Source organism: Tissierella simiarum, from assembly GCF_018917865.1.
Lineage (GTDB): Bacteria > Bacillota > Clostridia > Tissierellales > Tissierellaceae > Tissierella_C > Tissierella_C simiarum.
This window is the reverse complement of record NZ_JAHLPM010000001.1, coordinates 31,547-53,848: the sequence shown is the minus strand read 5'-3', so window position 1 is coordinate 53,848 and position 22,302 is coordinate 31,547. Positions and strand designations below refer to the sequence as shown.

Genomic DNA, 22,302 nt, shown 5'->3' with positions numbered 1-22,302 from the left:
CTTTCTTTATTATATAATGGAAAGGAAACAAATGTTTTTTAGGATGGTGAAATTTAATGGATTATTTATCTGGACTTAATGATAGACAGAGAGAAGCAGTTCTTCATACAGAAGGGCCGTTGTTGATATTAGCCGGAGCAGGATCGGGCAAGACTAGAGTAGTTACTCATAAAATAGCATATTTGATTGAAGAAAAAGGAATTTTCCCGGGAAATATTTTGGCAATAACTTTTACAAATAAGGCTGCTAATGAAATGAAGGAAAGAGTAGCTGATTTATTAGAAGAACATGTAGAAGATATGTGGATGGGAACTTTTCATTCCATATGCGTTAGGATACTTAGACGAGATATTGATAAAATAGGATTTAATAGAAGTTTTACTATATATGATAGAGATGACCAAATAACTTTAATGAAAGAGTGTATAAAGGAAAAAAACTTAGATAAGGAAGTGTATAAAGAGAGATCAGTGTTAGCTGCAATAAGTTCTTTAAAGGATACTATGACAGAACCTGATACATATGTAAACCAAAATTATAAGGATTATTACAAAAGAAATATAGGAGAATTATATGAATTATACCAAGAAAAGCTGAAACAATATAATGCATTAGATTTTGATGATTTAATCATAAAAACCGTATTGCTTTTAAAGACCAATCCAATGGTATTAGACTATTATCAGAAAAAGTTTAAGTATGTATTTGTAGATGAATATCAAGATACAAACAAAGTTCAATATGATTTAGTTAAGTTATTATCTGGTAAACATAGGAATATATGTGTAGTAGGGGACGGGGACCAATGTATTGCCGAAGGCATGAAAGTAAATACACCTAATGGAGAAGTAAATATAGAAGATTTGGAAAAGGGGAACATGGTTTATTCATCTGGTGGCTGTGGAAAAGTGATGGCAGGTACTATAGATGCAATAATGAAAAAGGAATACCAAGGACCCATTATATACATTAAAACAGAAAGCGGGAAAGAATTAAAGCTTACACCCAATCACATTATGTTTTCTAAGTTAAATCCAGAACCTGGAGTATTTTATGTTTATCTCATGTATAAAAAGGAGTTGGGATATAGAATAGGACAAACTCAAGGTGTTAGATCTTATGAAAAAGGTGAGATAAAAAACGGACTAGCTGTTAGGATGAACCAAGAAAACGGAGATAAAGCATGGATATTAAGAGTGTGTAATTCTAAGGAGGAAGCTACTTATTATGAATTATTATATTCTACAAAGTATGGAATACCTACAATGATTTTTCATCCACGAGGTAGAAGGGTAGCACTAACACAGGAATCTATTAATAAATTCTTTAATGAAATTGACACAAGAAGTAATGTAATTAAACTTATGGATGATTTGTTAATTTTTGAAGAATATCCATTGATTAGACAAGGAGCAGTAATAAGAAAAGGTGTTTCTAGAAGAATCGTTAATTTAACCTATTTTGGAGGAAAAGTTACTGGAAGTGATGATGGCTGGCATAGCCATAGAATTGATTTCAATACATCAGGAGATGAATTAAGAGAAAAAGCTATAAATAATGAATTCAATACAAGGAAAGGGCAAAGAAATACTTGGAGAATTGAAACAGAAAGAAAAGATTATGATGAGGCTTATAAGCTAGCTGCTGAAATCATTACTTTAGAGGAAGATATTGAAATAAACCAAAGAGCAAAGCTATCTAAAGATACTACATTTAATTTTATGCCAGCTTCTCATATAAAACCTTCAATGAGTATAGCGGTATATAATAATGATGAAATTACTGAAGAGATTGTTAGTGAAGTAAGAGTAGAGGAGTATGATGGTTTTGTGCATGATTTATCTATACCTAATTTAAGACAATATGTATGCCAAGGTATAGTGGTTCATAATTCCATTTATGGTTGGAGAGGAGCAGATATAACCAATATATTAAACTTTGAAAAAGACTTTCAAAATTCTACAACTATAATATTAGAACAAAATTATAGATCTACTCAGAACATATTAAACGTTGCAAATAAAGTTATAAGAAACAATTCGGAAAGGAAAGATAAAAACCTTTGGACTAGTAATCACGAAGGAGATCCTATAAGTTATGATGCTTTATTGGATTCGGAAGACGAAGCTTTATTTGCTGCAAATAAAATAGAAAAATTAATTGATGAAGGATACAAGCCTTCAGATATGGCTATTCTTTATAGGACCAATGCTCAATCTCGTTCCTTTGAGGAAGTTTTTATAAGAAAAAATCTTCCTTATAAAATTGTAGGGGGATTAAAGTTCTATGATAGAAAGGAAATAAAGGATATAATAGCATATTTAAAATTGGTTCAAAATCCAGTAGACAATATATCTTTAAAAAGAATTATTAATGTACCGAAAAGAGGTATTGGAAATGCAACTATTGAAAAGATAGAAGAATATGCCCTAGAGAAAGAGGAATCTATGTATAGCGTTCTTTTAAGTTTAGACGATATACCTGGATTATCAGCTAGAGCAAAAAATAGTCTTAACCCTTTTGTAGACATGATGAATAGATTTATGGCTATGAAGGAGATAATGGGTATAAAAGAGTTTATTGAAGAAGTTATTTATTCTACAGGGTATATAAAGGAACTAGAAAAAGAAGATACAATTGAATCTCAAACTAGGATAGAAAATATTAAAGAGTTTATTTCTGTAGCTGTGGATTTTGAGGTTCATTCAGAGGAAAGTAGTTTAGAAGAGTTTTTGGCAAATATAACTTTACTTTCTGATATAGATAAAACAGAAGATACAGATAATGTAGTAACTATGATGACGGTTCATAGTGCGAAAGGATTAGAATTTCCAGTAGTATTTTTAGTAGGTATGGAGGAAGGTTTATTTCCTATAGCCAGAGCCTTAGATAGTGAAAGTGACTTAGAAGAAGAAAGACGTCTTTGTTATGTAGCCATTACTAGAGCAGAAAAGCTTTTATATATTACCAATGCTAAAATAAGGACTATTTATGGAAATGTTAACTATACATTACCCTCTAGATTTATTGAGGAAATGGGAGAAGTCATAGTAAAAGAAGAGAAGACTAAAGAAAGCTTTAAGGAACAGCTAATATCTGTTAAAGATTTTACCTTAAAGAAAGATACAAGAGAACCAAGACCTTTTATAGTACAGCAGAAACCAGCAGTAAAAAAGGATATCAACTTGGATATCAATATTGGAGATAAGGTAAGACATAAGAAATGGGGAATGGGTACCATAGTCCAAACCAAAGATAGAGAAGGAGATAAAGAATTAGTTATTGCTTTTGATAAGGAAGGATTAAAGAGACTTCTTCTTTCCATAGCACCTATTGAAGTGGTGAAAGGAGATTAGCCATGAATAAAAAAAATAGAATTAAGGAATTAATAAATATAATTGAAGATTTGAACTATCATTACTATACTTTAGATGAACCGAAAGTAAGCGATAAGGAATATGACAAACTGTATGATGAGTTGGTTAACTTAGAAAAAGAAACTGGAATTATCTATTCTTATTCACCAACTCAAAGAGTTGGTGGGCATATTTTAGATAGATTTCAAAAGCATGTTCATCTAGGCAAGCTTTGGAGTTTGGATAAAAGTCAAAATGAAGGTCAGCTTATAAATTGGGATACTAGAGTAAGGAAAATAATTGGAGAATATAACAATGAAAATGAAGATAAACTTCCTCAGCCTACTTATATTGTAGAATATAAATTTGATGGACTTACAATAAATTTAACCTATAAAGATGGAGAACTTGTTCAGGGTGCTACAAGAGGAAATGGCACTATCGGGGAAGCAATTTTAAGTCAGATTAAAACAATAAAGTCTATTCCTTTAAAAATTGATTTTAAAGGAACTATGGAAGTTCAAGGAGAAGGATTAATGCCTTTATCTGTTCTCGAAGAATATAATAGGACTGCTTTAGAACCTTTGAAAAATGCAAGAAATGCAGCAGCAGGGGCCTTAAGAAATCTAGATCCTAAGGTTACTGCTGAGAGAAAATTATCGGCTTTCTTTTATAATATAGGATATATTGAAGGTAAAACATTTAATAATCATAGGGGAACCTTAGAATTTTTAAGAGAAAATAGATTACCTGTTTCTCCTTATGTTAAAGTCTGTCATTCTATTGAAGAAGTTATTCAAGAAATTGAAAGAGTAAAGGAAGATAGACACGACTTAGACTTTTTAACAGATGGATTAGTTATTAAAATTGATGATATTAGGACTAGGGAAGTTTTAGGTTACACTAATAGGTTTCCAAGATGGGCTATTGCCTATAAATTTGAAGCAGAAGAAACTACTACAAAGCTACTGTCTGTAGAATGGAATGTAGGCAGGACTGGTAAGGTTACACCAACCGCTCTTTTAGAGCCTGTAGAAATAGGTGGAGTTACTGTGAAAAGGGCAACTTTAAATAATTGTGATGATATTGAAAGAAAAGGAGTGCGTCTAAATTCAAGGGTTCTAATAAGAAGGTCTAATGATGTAATACCAGAAATTATGGGAATTATGGAAACAGAAGAGGAAACTTATCCTATTGAAAAACCTGTTTATTGTCCTGCTTGTGAAAGCGAGTTAATTCAAAATGGAGTTCATATATTTTGTCCTAACTCATTAACTTGTAAACCACAATTGGTATCTAGAATGGTTCATTTTGCTAGTAGAGACGCTATGAACATTGAAGGCTTTAATGAAAAAACAGCAGAGAAATTATTAGAAGAACTAAATTTAACGGATATTCCTGAAATCTATGAAATAAAATATGAAGATCTTATAAATTTAGAAGGTTTTAAAGATAAAAAAACTAACAACCTACTTGAAGCTATAGAGAAAAGTAAGGATACAACTTTAGCATCATTTATTTATGCTCTAGGCATAAATAATGTGGGAATAAAAACGGCAACAGATTTAGCAAATCATTTTAAATCTCTAGATAACATAAAAAAAGCTACCTTTGAAGAACTATTACAAGTGCCAGAAGTAGGAGATATTATTGCAAATAGTATTTTAGAATTTTTCCATGATGAAAGAATTTTAGCAGGAATAGATAAACTTATTTGGGAAGGCGTAAGGCCCCATTATGAAGAGATAGAAATTAAAGAATCTTTTTTTACGGGAAAAACAGTAGTTATAACAGGAACTATGGAGGGCTTAACTAGAAATGAAATAAAGGATAGAATTGAAAGTATGGGCGGTAAGGTTTCAGGTTCTGTAAGCAAGAAGACGGATTATGTAATTGTAGGAGAAAATCCAGGTTCTAAATATGAAAAGGCAGTTGAATTAGAAATAGAAATCATAGATGAAGAAAAATTATTGGAAATATTGAATAGTTAGTATTTCTACATTCTTCCAATATTCAGAAAAATATTATATAATAGTTAATTAGATAACAATTATATAATTTGAAGGAGGAATATCATGTTTAAGAAAACTAAAAGATTAAGTCTTTTGCTAACAATTATTATGGTATTTTCAATAACTACTACAGCATTAGCAAAAGAACAGAAAGCAGAAAGTTATTTAGATGGTAAATCAGCTCTAGTATTTATGACAGACTTTGGACTTAAGGATGGAGCAGTATCTGCCATGAAAGGTGTTGCCTTTGGTGTAGATAAAGATTTAAGAATGTTTGATTTAAGCCATGATATTACTAGTTATGATATATGGGAAGGGGCTTATAGGTTAAAACAAACAGCTAGTTATTGGCCAAAGGGAACAGTTTTTGTGAATGTAGTAGATCCAGGTGTAGGAACAGATAGAAATTCAATAGTACTAAAAACTAAAACGGGACACTATTTTGTAGGACCAGATAATGGACTATTTACCTTAATAGCTGAAGATATGGGAATAGAAGAAGTACGTAGAATTGATGAAAGTAAAAATAGATTGGAAGGTTCAAGTAAATCTTATACTTTCCATGGAAGAGATATATTTGCATATGTAGGAGCAAGACTTGCTTCTGGAAATTTAAAGTATGAAGATGTAGGACCTAAATTAAAAAATGAAGTAGTAAAGATTTCCTATCAAAAACCAGAGCTAAAAGGCAATACAGTTTCAGGAAATATACCAATATTAGACATACAATATGGAAACATATGGTCTAATATTTCCGATGAATTGTTTGAAAAACTAAATCCTAAGGTTGGAGAAGTTTTTCAAGTAGAAATTTATAATAAGGATAAATTAATTTATAATGAAAAAGTACCTTATGCCAATAGCTTTGGGGATGTAGAAGATGGGAAACCATTATTATATTTAAACAGTTTATTGAATGTATCTGTAGCTTTAAACATGGATAGTTTTGCTGATACATATAAAGTAACTTCAGGGCCAGATTGGACTATAAAAGTGACTAAAATAGTAAAATAGAACTCTTTATTAAATAGTAGGATAAAATTATCCTACTATTTGATTTTTATCTATATAAGATGGTAAAATATATAGGAAATGGTTAGATTGAGGAGGAAAAAGGATGATATCTAAAGAAGATGTGAAACATATAGCTAGTTTAGCAAAGCTAAAATTTTCCGAAGAAGAACTAGAAGACTTTACGAATAAATTTTCCCATGTATTAACCTATGTGGAAAAATTACAAGAAGTGGATACAGAAAATGTAGAGCCAACTTATCAAGTAAATGAACAGATTCAACTTTTAAGAGAAGATGAAGTAGTTGAAGGATTAAGCAGAGAAGATGTATTAAAAAATGCACCAGATAAACAATATGGATACTTTAAGTTACCTAAAGTATTAGATTAGTGAGGTGAAAATTGTGGAGATAACAAAACTTTCGGCAAGAGAAATGAGAAAGAAATTAATAGATAAGGAAATTTCCAGTAAAGAAATAATAGAAGCTCATATAAAGAAGATAGATGAAGTAGATGGTGATATAAATGCTTTTATTACTTTAACTAGAGAAGAAGCATTGAAACAAGCTGATGAAATAGACAGAAAAATTAAAGATGGAGAATCCATAGGTTCCTTAGCAGGAATACCTATTGGTATAAAGGATAATATAGTTACAAGAAATATAAAAACTACTTGTGGATCAAAGATATTAGAAAATTTTATCCCTCCCTATGATGCTGCGGTAATAGAAAAAATCAAAGGTAAAGACGGAATAATTTTAGGAAAAACCAACATGGATGAATTTGCTATGGGTTCATCTACTGAGACTTCCTATTTTGGATCAACTAAAAATCCTATAGATTTAGAAAGAGTTCCTGGAGGTTCATCAGGTGGATCTGCAGCAGCAGTTAAGGCTGGTGAAGTAGCTCTTTCTTTAGGCTCAGAAACAGGCGGTTCTGTTAGAGAACCAGCAAGTTTTTGTGGTCTTGTAGGAATTAAGCCTACTTATGGATTAGTATCTAGATATGGAGTTATTCCTATGGCTAATTCCTTAGATCAAGTTGGGGTATTTGGTAGAGATGTAGCAGATGCTGCTTTGATGCTTAGTGGTATTGCTGGTTATGACATAAAGGACTCTACTTCCATGAAAGTAGAAGATACTGATTATTTAACTAAATTAGCAGAAGATATAAAAGGAATGAGGATAGGGTTACCAAAAGAATATTTTAATATAGATATGGATAAAAGAGTTAAGGAAGAAGTATTAAAGGCTGTTAAAGTCTTTGAAAAACTAGGAGGAGAAGTGGAAGAAATATCTTTGCCTTATGCTGAATACGGACTTCCAACTTATTATATAATTGCTACTTCAGAGATTAGCTCTAATTTAGCAAGATTTGATGGTATTAGATATGGTTATAGAAGTAAAGACTATTCATCTTTAGATGAGATTTATATAAATACGAGATCTGAAGGATTCGGTGAAGAAGTTAAGCGTAGAATTATGTTGGGAACATATGCTTTAAGTAGTGGATACCATGATGCTTACTATAAGAAAGCTCAAAGAGTTAGAACTCTTATAAAGAAAGACTTTGATGAAGCATTTAAAAAATATGATATAATTCTTTCTCCAACAGTACCTACTCTTCCTTTCAAACTAGGAGAAAAAATAGAAGATCCGCTTGCTATGTATATGTCTGATTTAATGACTGTATCTGTAAACTTAGCAGGTATTTGTGCTTTATCTATGCCTTGTGGAATGGTAGAAGGTTTACCTGTAGGATTACAAATAATTGGAGATAGATTTAAAGAAATGAATATACTTAAGGCTGCCTATGCCTTTGAAAGGGAAGGTGAATCAAATGGCATATAAAACTATAATTGGATTAGAAATTCATACAGAGTTAATGACTAAAACCAAAATGTTTTGCGGTTGTACCAATGCCTTTGGGGGAGAAGCAAATACTCACTGCTGTCCAGTATGTATAGGACTTCCAGGTACATTACCAGTACTCAATAAACAAGGTGTGGAATTTGGTATAAAAGCAGGTATAGCTTTTAATTGTGATATTGCTACAAAAACGAAAATGGATAGAAAAAACTACTTTTATCCGGATTTAGTAAAAGGATTTCAAATAAGTCAAGATGATATACCTTTATGTGATGGAGGATATGTAGAGATAGAGTTAGAAGAAGGGACTAAAAAGGTACATCTTCGCAGAATTCACATAGAAGAAGATACGGGAAAATCTACTCATACAGAAGATGGAGATACGCTTTTAGATTATAATAGATCTGGTGTACCTCTAATAGAAATAGTAACAGAGCCAGAAATGAATACACCTGAAGAAGCTAGACTATTTTTAGAAAAACTTAGAGCTACGTTAAAATATATAGAAGTATCTGACTGTAAAATGGAAGAAGGATCTTTACGATGTGATGTTAATATAAATGTGGTAGATACAGAAACAGGAGCAAAGACTAAGATAAGTGAACTTAAAAATTTGAACTCCTTTAGAGCAGCAGTAAAAGCTATGGAATATGAAGAAAAAAGGCATATAGCTCTTTTAAAAGAAGGTAAGAATACAATTAAAGAAACTAGAAGATGGGATGAGGTAAAGAACGAAACTATCTCTATGAGACAAAAAGGAGAAGTATCTGATTACAGATATTTTCCTGAATCTGATATAGCGACTATTGAAATAGAAGAAGAGTGGATTGAGGAAATAAGGAGAAGCTTGCCAGAATTACCTCATGATAAAAAAGAAAGATTTATGAAGGAATATGATCTTCCTGAATATGATGCAGGTGTATTGACTCAATCTAAGGAAGTATCCTTATTTTTTGAAGAAACTATAAAACATTGTAATGATTCAAAGCTAGTTAGTAACTGGATTATGGGAGATGTTTTGAGAAGATTGAAGGATGAAGAATTAGAAATAGAAGATCTTAAATTTGGACCTAAAGATTTATCAGATTTAATTTCTTTAGTTAAAGAAGGAAAAATCAATAATAATACTGGTAAAAAAGTATTAAAGGAAATGTTTGATACAGGAAAAAATCCTGAAACTATAGTAAAAGAACAAGGATTAATTCAAATAAGTGACGAGGGAGAACTTAAGGAAATAATAGAGAAGATATTATCTGAAAATGAACAATCTATTATTGACTATAAAAACGGTAAGGATAGAGCTTTAGGATTTATTGTAGGGCAAACAATGAAAGCTACAAAAGGTAAAGCTAATCCTCAAATTGTAAATAAAATGGTTGTAGATATGATAAATGAAAGGTAGTAACAATTACAATTATATTATTTTTAAATATTTAAATTTCAATTAGATGGGGAATACTAATCCCCATCTTTTTTTTTATTTTTTTCCGTAAAATAAGGACAATCTTTTAGAGGAGTACTAGAAGGAGTAGTTACATGCTTAAGAGTACATAAACCATCTTCTTCATATACACATTTTTCAGAGCAAGCTATCATCAACAGGTGATACCTCCTTTAGTCCATAATGGTAATAGTAGTTTAACCAGAATACATTTAAATATTATCAAAAAGTGTTTTAAAAGTGTACTTAAAGTGTATGAAAAGTGTTATACATTTGGTACAATAGATTTACATGAACTATTTGGAATATTTAAGGAGGAATAGACTGTGGAAATTGGTAAGCTACCTAATGATGTTCTAGAAAAAATTGTTTTTGCTAATATAAAGAATAAAAGAGAAGAAGTTTTAGTAAGGGCGGCTATTGGTGAAGATAATGCTATTATAGATTTTGGAAAAGAAGTTTGCGTAATGAGCACAGATCCTATTACTGGTGCTACTAAAGATGTAGGGAAATTAGCCATACATATATCTTGTAATGACGTAGCTAGCAGTGGTGCTGAGCCTATAGCAGTTTTAATGACCATAATGGCACCACCTACTGCTACAGAAATAGATATAGAAAATATAATGAGAGAAGCAGGACAGGCAGCTAAAGAATTAAATGTTGAAATAGTAGGAGGACATACTGAGATAACAGATGCAGTAAATAGGGTAGTTATAAGCACTACAGTTATAGGAAAGCAACTAAAGGAAAGACTTCCTGATTATAAGGAGATAAAGGTAGGAGATAAGGTATTGATTACTAAATATGCAGGTATAGAAGGAACCTCCATAATTGCCAAAGAATTAGAAAATATATTAATAGATAAAATAGGAAAAGAGAAGGTAGAAGAAGCTAAAGCCATGGACAATATGATTAGTGTAGTAAAAGATGGAGTTCTTTGCGGTAAAATTGGTGTAAATTATATGCATGATATTACTGAAGGTGGTGTTTTTGGAGCAGTTTGGGAGGCTTCCAAAGCTACGAATAAGGGAATCAAGATTTACGAAGATTTGATTCCTATAAAGGAAGTAACTAAAGAAATAAGTGAAATTTTAAATGTAGACCCGTATAGGCTTATATCTAGTGGCAGTATGCTTATAATTGGAAAAGAAAACAAGGTAGAATCTCTTCAAGACATATTAGGTAAAGAAGGTATTAAAGCTACAGTAATAGGTGAAATAATTGAAGATGGAATTATTTTAGAGACAAAGAATAAGGATATAAGAGTCGAGCCGCCTACTAGCGATGAGTTATATAAAGCTTTATCTTTTAATGAATAATATTACATTATGGTTACAAAATCCTTAATTCGTTGACATAATAAATCCCCTAATGATATAAATAACATAGACGGACTTTACTTAGTATTAAAGGGGCAGAAAGGGGAAATGTAAATGAAGAAATGGAAAGTTGTCCTATCCTTTTTGGTGTTTTTTCTATTAATTAACTCAACGGGATTCGCAGCTAGTAAAAATGGTAATATTAATGTCAACATCAATGGTCAAAACTTATCAGTAAAAGAGGTTCCAATAATCATGAATGGACAAACTGTAACGTATAATACCCCATCATTTATTTACATTGATAGAACTTTAGTGCCTTTGACATTTATAACAGAGAAGTATGGAGCTAAAGTAGATTGGAATCAAAAGACAAAAACTGCCACAGTAAACTATAAGGATAAAGAGATTAAACTATCAATCGACAGTCCAATGGTTTATGTAAATGGCAAAACTATGATACTAGATAAAAACTCTATACCGAAACTTGTTACTTTCTCTAATAAGGATTCAAAAACTATGGTACCGTTAGCTTTTATTTCTGAAGTTTTTGGCTATGAAGTAGGCTGGGATGATATAAATAAAGTTCCTTATATTAATTCAAATAGCCAAGATAAACCTGAAGAGAATAAAGGAATCGGTGATATAACCAATATTTCTATCGATAAAGGAAGTACAAAAAATAACAAAGTAATAATAAATGGCAATAAAAGTTTGAACTTTGAAACTTCCTTTTTACAAGATCCTTATAAATTAGTAATAGACATAAAAGATGCTAAGTTAAATTTAAAGAACACAGGGAATGGACAAGGAAGTATTACCGTTAATGATGGTACCATTAATACTATTGAATATTTACAGTTATCCAATGATCCTAACGTAACTAGAGTTACTATTAATGTAAATAAGAAGATAGAATTTGATGCAGTGCCTTCAAGTGATGGAAAGGCTATTGAAGTATCCTTTGTAAATAAAGTAAAATCTGTTGATAAAGAATTAATAGACGGAAAAGAAGCTATAGTAGTACGCGGAACCAAGACTCCAGAAATTAATGTAGTGAAACTTAAGAACCCAGAAAGGCTGGTTATTGACTTAATGGATTCATCTCTAGAAGGAGGAACTTTCTTTAATTATGATTATAACTTAGGTTTCGTTAAAGGAGTCAGAGTATCTCAATTTACGCCAGATAACTTATACAATGCTAAAGATAGAATTGTTAGGATAGTATTGGATGCAAAAGATGGCATGACTGATCCAAATGTCAAAATAGATACTTATGAAGATAAAATAGTTATATATCCTGAAAAGAACTTTTGGGAAAGTATAGACTATACCGCTGATGGAAAAAACAGAATAGTTACTATAAATAATTTAAATGAAACCAGTTATTCTGTAGATTTTGACTCAGGAAAGAAGAAAATGGAAGTAACTATTCCTAGTTCTAGTGTAGATCTTAAAGAGGGAGTAGTCGTAATTAAAGATGGATTAGTTGATGAAATGGAAGTTGTAAAGGTTGGAACTGATACTAAAGTTAGGATTAAGTTTAGAAGAAGCATAGATTATTCAGTACTTTCTAAGCCAGTAGATAACAAAGTTACTATATCACTGAAAAAAGACGATAATGTGACATCTTCTGATAGATTAATTGTTATAGATGCTGGTCACGGAGGAAAAGATCCAGGAGCTGTATCTCCTAACAAAAATAAAGAGAAGGATATAAACTTAAATGTTTCTCTAAAATTAAATGAAAAGTTAACGAGTTTAGGTTATAACACTTTAATGATTAGAGATACAGATGACTTTGTAGACTTATATGAAAGAGCTAGAATAGCTAATGATAACTATGCAGATGTATTTATAAGTATTCATTCTAATAGTAATGACAATAAATCTATTGATGGAATCCAAGTTTTATATTGTCCTGCTGCAAAAAGCGAGAAGAAGGAAGAAGATGACCATCCACTAGCTAAAATTATGATGGAAGAAATGACAAAAGGAACTGGTGCTAAAAATAGAGGAATTGTTCAAAGACCAGGTTTGGTAGTACTTAGAGAAACTAAAATGCCAGCTGTATTACTAGAAATAGGATTTTTAACTAACCCTGATGAGGAAAAACTTATAACTAACAGTGATTATCAAAACAAACTAGTAGATTCTATAATAAAAGGAGTAGAAAGATATTTTGAAACTTATTAATATTTATTAAGGAGAGAGAAATCTCTCCTTATTTTCTAAAAGTTACATAAAAATTAAGATAGATCATATTATACCCAAGAAAAAGCTCTTGGTATGGAATAAAGAAAAAAGTCTATTGTTCACAATTGTGAACAATAGACTTTTTTCTTTATTTTACCCGATTACTATTTTTATTTCTTTTGGTATAATAATATCTATAATAACTGAATTTAAAGGAGGAAAAGTATGGAGATTTTATTAGGCTATTTATTTATTTTCATAGCGAGAGTATCAGATGTGACGTTAGCAACTATTAGAACATTAATGGTAGTTCAAGGTAGAAGAGTGCAAGCAGCCATTATTGGCTTTTTTGAGGTTAGTATTTATGTTACAGCTTTAAGTAAAGTAGTTAGCAACTTGGATAATATTGGAAATCTCCTTAGCTATGCTTTAGGATTTGCTTGTGGCAATTTCATAGGAATAACTATAGAAAATAAAATTGCTCTAGGAAATCTGGCAGCTCAAGTAATATTAAAAACTGCAGATAATAAGGAATTAATTGAAAGATTAAGAGAAAATGGCTTTGGAGTAACAGTAGTAGAAGGCTATGGTAGAGAGGGAACTAGGGAAATTTTAAATATTGCTATAAACAGAAAGGATCTAGATAATTTAAAGAAAACTGTATATAGTTATGATGAAGATGCTTTTATCACAGTTAACAGTATAAATCCAGTTAGCGGCGGATATTTTTCTTCAAGCAAAAAGAAATAGAATTAATTAATCATAGTACTCCAAATCTTCTAATATAATGTAATAGTAAAATGTAGGAGGGTTGGAGATGGATAATAAAAGGATAATATTAATTGGACTAATTATAATCTTGGGCTTAACAGCCTTTGGTTGTAGAGGGAAAATTGGATTTAAAAAGCTATTTTCAAAAGAAGACGATTTAGAAATAATTAGAAGTGATGAACATGAAATTGAAATAACCGAAGAAGATGGTATGCGAAAAACTGTTCTTTATTTTCAAAATAATGAAGGATTCCTAGTTCCATTAATGAGAAAGATACCTTGGGAAGAAGGAATTGCTAAGGTAACTCTAAAGAATATGGTAGATAATCCTGAATTAAGAGAAACTTTACAGCATACTGGATTGCTTCCTGTTATCCCAGCAGGAACTGAAATTAAAGGTATGTCTATAAACGAGGAAACAGGATTATGTAAAGTGGATTTTTCAAAAGATGTTTTAGACTATGATTCGGAAAAGGAAGAAGAGAATTTCATTAAAGGTGTTGTATATACTTTAACAGAATTTCCAGCAGTAAAAGAAGTCCAAGTTTTGATAGATGGAGATGTTGTACCAGCTTTAAAATATGGTTCTACCATAGATAAGCCTCTTACAAGAGAGAATATTAATTTAATAGGTAATTTGGAAGAAGGTAGATCTAAAGTATTAGTTTATTATAAAGGAAATGAAGAAAGTGATTTTGAATATTTTGTACCTGTAACTATTCCTACTTTAGCTCCTATGGCAAATGTATATACTGCTTTAGATTTACTATTTAATGGACCGCCAGCAGAGTCAGGCTTATCTTCAGATATTCCTACTGGGGTAACTCTTCATGGAGTGGAAATAAAAGATGGAACAGCTTTTGTAGATGTATCCTTTATACAGGATGTTGCAATGGAAGAAGAAGCAACTTTTAATGGAATGATTAAAAATATAGGATTAACTTTAAGTCAATTTGAAGAGGTAGAGTCAGTAGAGTTATTGATAGATGGTAAAGCTTTAGAAGAAACGGGTGTAGACTTTTACATAAATGCTACAATACCAGCTTTTGCCAACGAGTATTAATATATTAATGTTTTTTTATTCCGAGTTATAAAATCTAAGCTATTCAAAAGAGCAGAATTCTGCTCTTTTTTTGTATAATAAAAGTTATTAATGGATATACCATATAGAAAAAAGGAGTTAAATTTGATAAAATTAGAGTGAGGATAAAAATAGGAGATGTTAAAATTATGAGAGTTGATAATAGAAAATTTGATGAATTAAGAGAAGTTAAAATAACTAGAAATTATTTAATGCATCCTTATGGATCTGTTTTAATGGAGGTGGGCAATACTAAAGTTATTTGTACTGCCATGATAGATGATAAAGTACCCCCTTTTTTAAAAGGAAGTAATATTGGATGGATAACAGCAGAGTACTCTATGTTACCAGGAGCAACTGTAATGAGAAAAGTTAGAGATGCTGCTAGGGGGAGAATTGATGGTAGAACTCATGAAATTCAAAGATTTATTGGAAGAACTTTAAGGAGTGTAGTAGATTTATCTAGATTAGGAGAAAAAACTATTTGGATAGATTGTGATGTTATACAGGCTGATGGGGGTACTAGAACTGCAGCTATAACTGGAAGCTTTGTAGCACTGGTAGATGCTCTTTATAAGCTTTATAACAGTGGGCAGATAGGATCTATACCTATTTCAGATTATGTGGCAGCAGTAAGCGTAGGAATCGCTGATATGGGACCTGTATTAGATCTATGTTATGAAGAAGATCATAAAGCTTTAGTAGATATGAATGTAGCTATGACGGATAAAGGTCAGTTTATTGAAGTTCAAGGAACTGGAGAAAATAGTACCTTTTCTAGAATAGAGTTAAATACATTGTTGGACTTGGCGGAAAAGGGAAATAAAGAATTAATAAATGCACAGAAAATAGCCCTTGGGAGTATAGGAAAATTAATTGAAGAAAATAAGATTGATTTAGGAGAAGATTATGAAAAATAAAAAATTAATACTATCAACTGGAAATTTACATAAAGTTGAAGAAATTAAAGATATTTTAAAGGACTTACCAATTGAAGTAATTTCAAAGAAAGAGATAGGATTAGATGACTTTGAAATAGAAGAAGATGGTACTACTTTAGAAGAAAATAGTATTAAAAAGGCAAAGGCTTTATCAGATAGAGTAGAAGGTATGGTTATAGCAGATGATTCTGGATTATTTATAGATATATTAAATGGAGAACCAGGAGTTTATTCTTCTAGATATGCAGGAGAAGAAGGTAATGATGAAAAAAATAATAAAAAGCTTTTAGAAGAATTAAAGGATATACCAATGGAGGAAAGAACGGCTAAGTTTAAAGCTGTTATAACTTTAATTACTGAAGATAAGGAGATTAGAACTCTTTATGGTGAATGTAAAGGCACTATAGGATTTGGGTCTAAAGGAGAGAAAGGTTTTGGCTATGACCCATTATTTACTCCTGAAGGCTATGATAAAACCTTTGGTGAACTAGGTGAAGAAATAAAGAATAAAATTAGTCATAGAGCTAAAGCTTTAGCAAATCTTAGAAAAGAATTAAGAGTTTTATTAGAGGATGATATAGATGAAGATAATAGTAGTCAGTGATACTCATGGATATGTAAAAGAGTTTTTAGAAAAGGTTGAGGAAATAGGAATTCCAGATATGATTTTTCATCTAGGAGATTATGCTGATGATGGAATAAAAATAAGTAAAGAACTGGGAGTAGAAGTTTTGATAGTAAAAGGAAATGGTGACTACAATGTATCTAAATTTAATGAAGATGAACTAGTGGAAATAGAAGGTAAAAAGTTTTTCTTAACTCATGGTCATAGATACAATGTTAGATATAATATTTCTAGCTTATATTATAAGGGCAAAGAAGTAGGAGCAGATGTAGTCCTTTTTGGACACACTCATATCCCAATCGTTGAAAAGGAAGATGATATTACTATAATCAATCCTGGAAGCCCCTCTATGCCTAGGGGATTTAATAGAAAAAAGACCTTTGGTTTATTAAATATAGGGGATACTGTAGATGTAAAAATAATAGAAATAAAATAAATAAAATAATTATAATATAATCTATTGACATTATATAAATAACCTGCTATAATTTTAAATTGTTAGCGGTTACAGCTTGGGAGCAAATTGCGGGTGTAGCTCAGTGGTAGAGCACTGGCTTCCCAAGCCAGCAGCGAGGGTTCGATTCCCTTCACCCGCTCCATCAGAGTTGCTACATAGGAAACATTGAGTTATCCTTTAGACACTCGTAAAGAGCAGGCACCTATAGCTCAGATGGATAGAGCAACGGACTTCTAATCCGTGTGCCGGGGGTTCGAATCCTCCTAGGTGCGCCACATTTACAATTAAAACTAATTATGGTGGGTATGGCCTAGATGGTTAAGGCGCCAGATTGTGGCTCTGGAGATCATGGGTTCGAATCCCATTATCCACCCCATTTTGACCCATTAGCTCAGGCGGTAGAGCACCTGACTTTTAATCAGGGTGTCCGGCGTTCGAGTCGCCGATGGGTCACCATACTTGCGGGAGTGGCGGAACTGGCAGACGCGCTAGACTTAGGATCTAGTGTCATTGACGTGGGGGTTCAAGTCCTCTCTCCCGCACCAAAACAAATTGGCGAAAGCCAATTTTTTTTATACTTTTTTGAGGAGGAAAAATAATGGGTTGGAGAAAAATAATTATTTCAATATTATTGCTAGCTCTATTCCTGTTGATATATAATTATATTCAAATTAGTAAAGTTTACATAAATAAAGTAAAAATATCTACAAAAAAGCTTAATAAAGATATTAAAATAACTCAGATTTCAGACTATCATAGTAATAAATATATTAACAAAAATAAGTTAATAAAAGAGATAATAGAATTTAACCCAGACATAATTTTTCTTACAGGAGATATTATAGATTTTAAAACTATAGATATCCATCCTACATTAGATTTTATGAAGGAGATTGTAAAAACAACTCCAAATGTTTATTTCGTTAGTGGAAACCATGAAATTAGAAATATTTTTTATAAAGAATTTTTAAAGGGTCTGAAATCCTTAGGAGTCGCCGTACTAGATAATGAAAGAGATATTATAAATATTGAAGATGAAAATTTAAATTTAGCAGGCATTAGTTTTTATGCAAGTAAAGAAGATTATAGTAAAGTAATGAATAATATAGATACTAATAACTATACTATATTATTATCACATTCTCCAAATAGACCTATATCGTACTTGTCTGGCAAAGAAGATTTAATATTATCGGGTCATACCCATGGAGGGCAGGTGAGACTTCCGCTTATAGGAGCTATAGTAGCACCAGGACAAGGAAGTTTTCCGAAGTATGATAAAGGATTATTTCAAATTGGAGAGACGACCCTTTATATAGATAGTGGGTTAGGAAATAGTGTTTATCCTATAAGGTTTCTAAATAGGGTACAAATTAGTAATATAACTATTGAAAGTGATAAATAATATATCCAAGGAATTACAATAAAAAATGACAAAATTCAGAAATACTATTGTAAAAACCATAGACTTTGATTTATAATGGAATAGTATGCACCCGTAGCTCAATTGGATAGAGTCCTTGACTTCGAATCAAGTTGTTGGGGGTTCGAGCCCCTCCGGGTGTGCCAATAGAAAAGGCTAGAACACTGTGTTCTGGCCTTTTTTTAAACTAAATAAAAATACTCCGAAATTTCGATGTGGCTAACAAGTAACTAACAAATTATTCTTATCTACTAGTGTATTATCTTTTCCTATATTAATTAGCATAAGCAACTAAATTAATTCCTATGTTTTTTATAAGCGTTATTTAAATTATCTTTATTACAGCAGATTAAAGATAATTTAAATTTGTTTAGGAATTCTACTATATTCTTATAATATACCATTTTATGAGAGGTGATAAAAAAATGAGTTTGTTTTTTAATTACTTTAAAAAATATGTATTACTTTATCCTAAAAGTTTCCTTAAAAGTTTCTGTTTTGTATTAATCCTAACTTTTTTTAATGTTTTAATTCCAACAGGATTAAGAAGTTATTTACAATTTTTGGAGACCAATAAAAATACATCTGTTATAATGATAGGTATTTTAGGTTTTATATTATTTCTTTTAATAAAGAATATATTAGATGTGTGTTGGGCTATGTCCTTAAATACTTTAGGTGGTAAAATTATATCCAATATAAGAGTAGAATTAATTAACTCTATATCAAATTCAAATTATGAAGATTTACTAAGAATAGGAAGGGATAAATTAAAAAACATTATATTTATGGATACTTTAAATATTTTCCGTTCTATTGTACATATAAGCGTTAGTATTATTGCCAACATTCTTTTACTTATAGTATTTCTTTTAGTATCTACATACATAAATGCTACCCTTGGAGTTATTCTTTTCGTAGCTTCTTGTTTAGGTTTTTTAATATCTATGATATCTAGAAAAACTATTTTAAAATCTTCTCGATTAGTTAATGAAGCTATGAAGATAGATAATGAAACACAGAATGAGTTAGTAGATTCCATTGAACTTATCAAAACATGGAATCTAGGAAGTTATTTCTTGAATAAAACATCAAAAAGTTTCATAAATTTTATTGAAACTTCTAATAAAGTTGATAAAAAACAAGTGTTTTTAAAGAATCTTATAAACGATTTTCATTTTATAGTTTTAATAGGAATCGTATCTTTTTTAACATTAAAATCAGGAAGTGATACTTCTGCAAATTTTGTTTTTTACATATTTGTTTCGGATTTAGTCATAAGTAAAAGTCAAGAGATAGAAGGACTAATAAATTCTTTATTTAGAATATTATCCATGATACCTTTCAGCATCTTCTTTAGTTTTATGAATTGTACCATGTGGATGTGCCGGTGGTGCATAAATAGAGTATAATTTAAGTGGTTTACAACCTATATTTATTAGATTGTGCCATTTACCAGCAGGTATAAGTATTGCATAGTTAGCACAGACTCTTTCTTGAAAATCCAACATATCTTTTCTATCTCCCATTTTAACAATTCCTTCGCCTTCTTCAATACGTATGAACTGATCAAGGTCGGTATGAATTTCTAAACCTATTTCATCACCAGCATTGATACTCATCAAAGTAAGTTGCAAATATTCTCCTGTCCATAAAGCAGTACGAAAAGTATTGTTTAGCTTAGTAACATTCTCAATATTAACAACAAAGGGTTCTGGGCCATAATCTCTAAACTTGGTAAACTGACTTCCAAATTCTGAGTTATACATTGGCATACTATCCCAGTAAGGATATAAATACGAGTTATAATCATTGTATATATTGTATGGGTTATATATAGGGGTGTTAGCGTAGTGAGGGCATGGATATGGTTGATAAATATTATACATATTGATCACTCCTTTCGTAGGTTTTATTAATATCATATGCACTATGGTGAGGAGATGTGTTTCAATTTATATTTGGATTCATAGTGTAAACTATATAATCAAATTAACTAAAAATTATAACCTTAAAATACACAGTGAAAATTGCTTATAAATTAAAATAGATAGAGATAATAAGGCAATTAATTTGTATTTTGTGTATATTTACTTATTCATGTGAATTAATCAAATCTTTGTTCCCTTGTGCCAGGGTCAAAAATTACTCCTATTAAGTTACCATAAGCTTTTCTTTCACTTTCAGATCCACTGTATCTGCTTGTCTCTTTGTGAGTAGTACCGCCAAAATTTTGTTCATATGGTTCGTTACATTGAGCAAAGCTTAAGCTTTGTACCCATTGAGGCAATATACAAAGCTTGCATTTTTACAGAATACAGGAGAATATGAACTAAGGGTTCAATTGATGAATTCAGGAGATGTAAATGTTCTTGGACCAGAGTTCCGAAAAATGCCTATTAATTGTCAGTAAAATAGATATCTATAAAGTATATACTTTATAGATATCTATTTGTTTGTATTTATACAAATAATGAAATTAAAAGATATTTTTAATTTAAAGTATACTTATTATTTAAGAACATTTTAAGGAGACTTTTATTTTTTATGCTTAATATCAATAAATAATAAAAAAGAACTTATTTTTCTGGACAGCATATATATTTACTGAAAGGAGAGATTATATATGACTGGAAACTATGAAAATATTTATAGTGATAATTTGCATCATTATGATTATGAAGATATAGATGATACAAAAGAGAGATTCATTGATGAAAGGAGAGACCGCAACCTTTGTCAAAGATTTGCTCGTATATTAAATGCTTCGATATTAACATCAATGGATGATTTGTGTGTAGTAACATTTGATAGAAACATTGAAGCTGAAATTGATGGAAGACGTACAAGAAGCCCTCTTGCATTAGCAGCATTATTTTCCTTTGAATCTATGGATAAGAGAGGTAGAACTTTAAATTTAGGTGAAACAGTAATACTTCAAAGAGAAATAAATCCATTTATAAGTGCCCTGAGAGAAAGAGGAATAGAAGTAACTGCCTTGCACAACCATTGGTTATTTGATAGGCCAAGATTATTTTATATTCACTTCTTCTCTATAGAAGATCCCATAACCTTTGCAAGAAAAGTTTCTGAAGCTCTTAGAGTATTAAGAGATTAATTAAGAAATAATCCAACCGAGGGTAACTCCTCGGTTGTTCTTTATATTTTCACCTTAAAGATATACTGTTTTTAATTTTATTCTACAATATTTAATGGTATTTATTATTTAGAATAATAGAATTTTATATAAAATTAATAAAAAATAGCATAATTTAAGGTATTTTAATTATAACGAAATGGAGGAATTTCTATGTCTTCTATAGAAGGTAATAAATTAGAACAACAAAAGGAGGTAAGACAATGAGAAATAATATGAGGTTTATTGTTACTTATTGTTATGTGCTTAGTGTTACTAGGTGGAACAATGACTGCATTTGCACAACAAAAAGAATGTTGCGATAACAAGGTGGTACATACTAGAACAGAACTTGGTTACAAGTATGGCGATCCTGTAATATGGATAATAAATTATTGTGCTAACTGTGGAGCTATTCAAAGCGAACCAATTTTTATACCAAGATAAGCCTAGAGGATTATCCCCTGCTTATTTTTTTAAAGAATTATATTATGTTTTCTTTCATAAATCTATAAGGAATTTAAACTAAACAAATAGTAAATTCAAAATAAACTAGTAAAATTACTAGATTACTTATAATGAATTACTAAAGGCTAGAAAGATCTAGTCTTTTTTTATCTAATATCAGAGCATTTCTTTATTTGAAGCTACCTTACATATAT

The 22,302-nt window shown here is 30.7% G+C and carries 20 protein-coding genes and 6 tRNA genes; 23 read left to right on the top strand and 3 right to left on the bottom strand.

Features of this window, described 5'->3' with window-relative positions; genetic code table 11:
* Positions 1-56 precede the first annotated feature (56 nt).
* The 6 genes from KQI42_RS00325 (at position 57) to gatB (ending at position 9,649) form a co-directional block, all read left to right on the top strand.
* Positions 57-3,356, top strand: coding sequence for a UvrD-helicase domain-containing protein (locus tag KQI42_RS00325; RefSeq protein ID WP_216515636.1), 3,300 nt, complete (start codon positions 57-59; stop codon positions 3,354-3,356).
* Positions 3,357-3,358: 2 nt separating this feature from the next.
* Positions 3,359-5,347 carry an NAD-dependent DNA ligase LigA gene (gene ligA / locus KQI42_RS00320; protein WP_216515634.1) on the top strand — a complete coding sequence of 663 codons (1,989 nt, stop codon included), beginning with the start codon at positions 3,359-3,361 and terminating at the stop codon, positions 5,345-5,347.
* A gap of 84 nt (positions 5,348-5,431) precedes the next feature.
* A complete protein-coding gene (locus KQI42_RS00315; protein ID WP_216515632.1) occupies positions 5,432-6,382 on the top strand; it encodes an SAM hydrolase/SAM-dependent halogenase family protein in 951 nt (316 codons plus the stop codon).
* A gap of 103 nt (positions 6,383-6,485) precedes the next feature.
* The gene (gene gatC, locus KQI42_RS00310; RefSeq protein ID WP_216515630.1) at positions 6,486-6,770 is read left to right on the top strand and encodes an Asp-tRNA(Asn)/Glu-tRNA(Gln) amidotransferase subunit GatC; all 285 of its coding nucleotides are present in this window, start codon (positions 6,486-6,488) and stop codon (positions 6,768-6,770) included.
* Positions 6,771-6,783: 13 nt separating this feature from the next.
* On the top strand, positions 6,784-8,229 hold the full coding sequence (gene gatA / locus KQI42_RS00305; RefSeq protein WP_343231626.1) for an Asp-tRNA(Asn)/Glu-tRNA(Gln) amidotransferase subunit GatA: 1,446 nt from the start codon (positions 6,784-6,786) through the stop codon (positions 8,227-8,229).
* On the top strand, positions 8,219-9,649 hold the full coding sequence (gatB, locus tag KQI42_RS00300) for an Asp-tRNA(Asn)/Glu-tRNA(Gln) amidotransferase subunit GatB (protein ID WP_216515628.1): 1,431 nt from the start codon (positions 8,219-8,221) through the stop codon (positions 9,647-9,649). The genes gatA and gatB overlap by 11 nt, the downstream gene beginning before the upstream one ends.
* A gap of 56 nt (positions 9,650-9,705) precedes the next feature.
* On the opposite strand, the gene KQI42_RS00295 is transcribed toward gatB, so the two are convergent.
* On the bottom strand, positions 9,706-9,846 hold the full coding sequence (locus tag KQI42_RS00295; RefSeq protein ID WP_216515626.1) for a hypothetical protein: 141 nt from the start codon (positions 9,844-9,846) through the stop codon (positions 9,706-9,708).
* A gap of 168 nt (positions 9,847-10,014) precedes the next feature.
* Between KQI42_RS00295 and KQI42_RS00290 the strand changes: the two genes are divergently transcribed.
* The 15 genes from KQI42_RS00290 (at position 10,015) to KQI42_RS00220 (ending at position 19,916) form a co-directional block, all read left to right on the top strand.
* Positions 10,015-11,010, top strand: a complete 996-nt coding sequence (locus tag KQI42_RS00290; RefSeq protein WP_216515624.1) for an AIR synthase family protein — start codon at positions 10,015-10,017, stop codon at positions 11,008-11,010.
* Between the two features lie 114 nt (positions 11,011-11,124).
* Positions 11,125-13,206 carry an N-acetylmuramoyl-L-alanine amidase family protein gene (locus KQI42_RS00285; protein ID WP_216515621.1) on the top strand — a complete coding sequence of 694 codons (2,082 nt, stop codon included), beginning with the start codon at positions 11,125-11,127 and terminating at the stop codon, positions 13,204-13,206.
* 225 nt (positions 13,207-13,431) lie between these two features.
* Positions 13,432-13,956: a DUF2179 domain-containing protein gene (locus KQI42_RS00280; protein WP_216515619.1), complete on the top strand. Its 525-nt coding sequence runs from the start codon at positions 13,432-13,434 to the stop codon at positions 13,954-13,956.
* 67 nt (positions 13,957-14,023) lie between these two features.
* Positions 14,024-15,040: a GerMN domain-containing protein gene (locus KQI42_RS00275; protein ID WP_216515617.1), complete on the top strand. Its 1,017-nt coding sequence runs from the start codon at positions 14,024-14,026 to the stop codon at positions 15,038-15,040.
* Positions 15,041-15,207: 167 nt separating this feature from the next.
* Complete coding sequence (rph, locus tag KQI42_RS00270; RefSeq protein ID WP_216515616.1) at positions 15,208-15,978, top strand: ribonuclease PH; 771 nt, start codon at positions 15,208-15,210, stop codon at positions 15,976-15,978.
* Positions 15,968-16,603, top strand: coding sequence for an XTP/dITP diphosphatase (locus KQI42_RS00265; RefSeq protein WP_216515615.1), 636 nt, complete (start codon positions 15,968-15,970; stop codon positions 16,601-16,603). The genes rph and KQI42_RS00265 overlap by 11 nt, the downstream gene beginning before the upstream one ends.
* Positions 16,581-17,060 carry a metallophosphoesterase gene (locus KQI42_RS00260; RefSeq protein ID WP_216515614.1) on the top strand — a complete coding sequence of 160 codons (480 nt, stop codon included), beginning with the start codon at positions 16,581-16,583 and terminating at the stop codon, positions 17,058-17,060. Before KQI42_RS00265 ends, KQI42_RS00260 begins: the two co-directional genes overlap by 23 nt.
* 89 nt (positions 17,061-17,149) lie before the next feature.
* Positions 17,150-17,223 (top strand) — tRNA-Gly (locus tag KQI42_RS00255).
* 56 nt (positions 17,224-17,279) lie between these two features.
* Positions 17,280-17,356 (top strand) — tRNA-Arg (locus tag KQI42_RS00250).
* Positions 17,357-17,380: 24 nt separating this feature from the next.
* Positions 17,381-17,457 (top strand) — tRNA-His (locus KQI42_RS00245).
* A gap of 4 nt (positions 17,458-17,461) precedes the next feature.
* Positions 17,462-17,537: transfer RNA gene (locus tag KQI42_RS00240), tRNA-Lys, on the top strand.
* A 5-nt stretch (positions 17,538-17,542) separates the two neighbouring features.
* Positions 17,543-17,626 (top strand) — tRNA-Leu (locus KQI42_RS00235).
* 53 nt (positions 17,627-17,679) lie between these two features.
* Entirely contained in the window at positions 17,680-18,486 is an 807-nt protein-coding gene (locus KQI42_RS00230; protein ID WP_216515613.1) for a metallophosphoesterase, read from the top strand.
* Positions 18,487-18,573: 87 nt separating this feature from the next.
* A tRNA-Arg gene (locus tag KQI42_RS00225) sits at positions 18,574-18,650 on the top strand.
* Between the two features lie 279 nt (positions 18,651-18,929).
* Entirely contained in the window at positions 18,930-19,916 is a 987-nt protein-coding gene (locus tag KQI42_RS00220; protein WP_216515612.1) for an ABC transporter transmembrane domain-containing protein, read from the top strand.
* Here KQI42_RS00220 and KQI42_RS00215 read toward each other — a convergent pair.
* The gene (locus KQI42_RS00215; protein WP_246565981.1) at positions 19,833-20,273 is read right to left on the bottom strand and encodes a cupin domain-containing protein; all 441 of its coding nucleotides are present in this window, start codon (positions 20,271-20,273) and stop codon (positions 19,833-19,835) included. The two genes, KQI42_RS00220 and KQI42_RS00215, sit on opposite strands and share 84 nt — an antisense overlap.
* Before the next feature lie 338 nt (positions 20,274-20,611).
* A complete protein-coding gene (locus KQI42_RS00210) occupies positions 20,612-20,794 on the bottom strand; it encodes a hypothetical protein (protein ID WP_216515610.1) in 183 nt (60 codons plus the stop codon).
* Between the two features lie 336 nt (positions 20,795-21,130).
* Between KQI42_RS00210 and KQI42_RS00205 the strand changes: the two genes are divergently transcribed.
* Together KQI42_RS00205 and KQI42_RS00200 are read left to right on the top strand one after the other, a co-directional pair.
* Positions 21,131-21,622 carry a DUF1259 domain-containing protein gene (locus KQI42_RS00205; RefSeq protein WP_216515607.1) on the top strand — a complete coding sequence of 164 codons (492 nt, stop codon included), beginning with the start codon at positions 21,131-21,133 and terminating at the stop codon, positions 21,620-21,622.
* A 279-nt stretch (positions 21,623-21,901) separates the two neighbouring features.
* Complete coding sequence (locus KQI42_RS00200) at positions 21,902-22,087, top strand: hypothetical protein (protein WP_216515605.1); 186 nt, start codon at positions 21,902-21,904, stop codon at positions 22,085-22,087.
* Positions 22,088-22,302 lie beyond the last annotated feature (215 nt).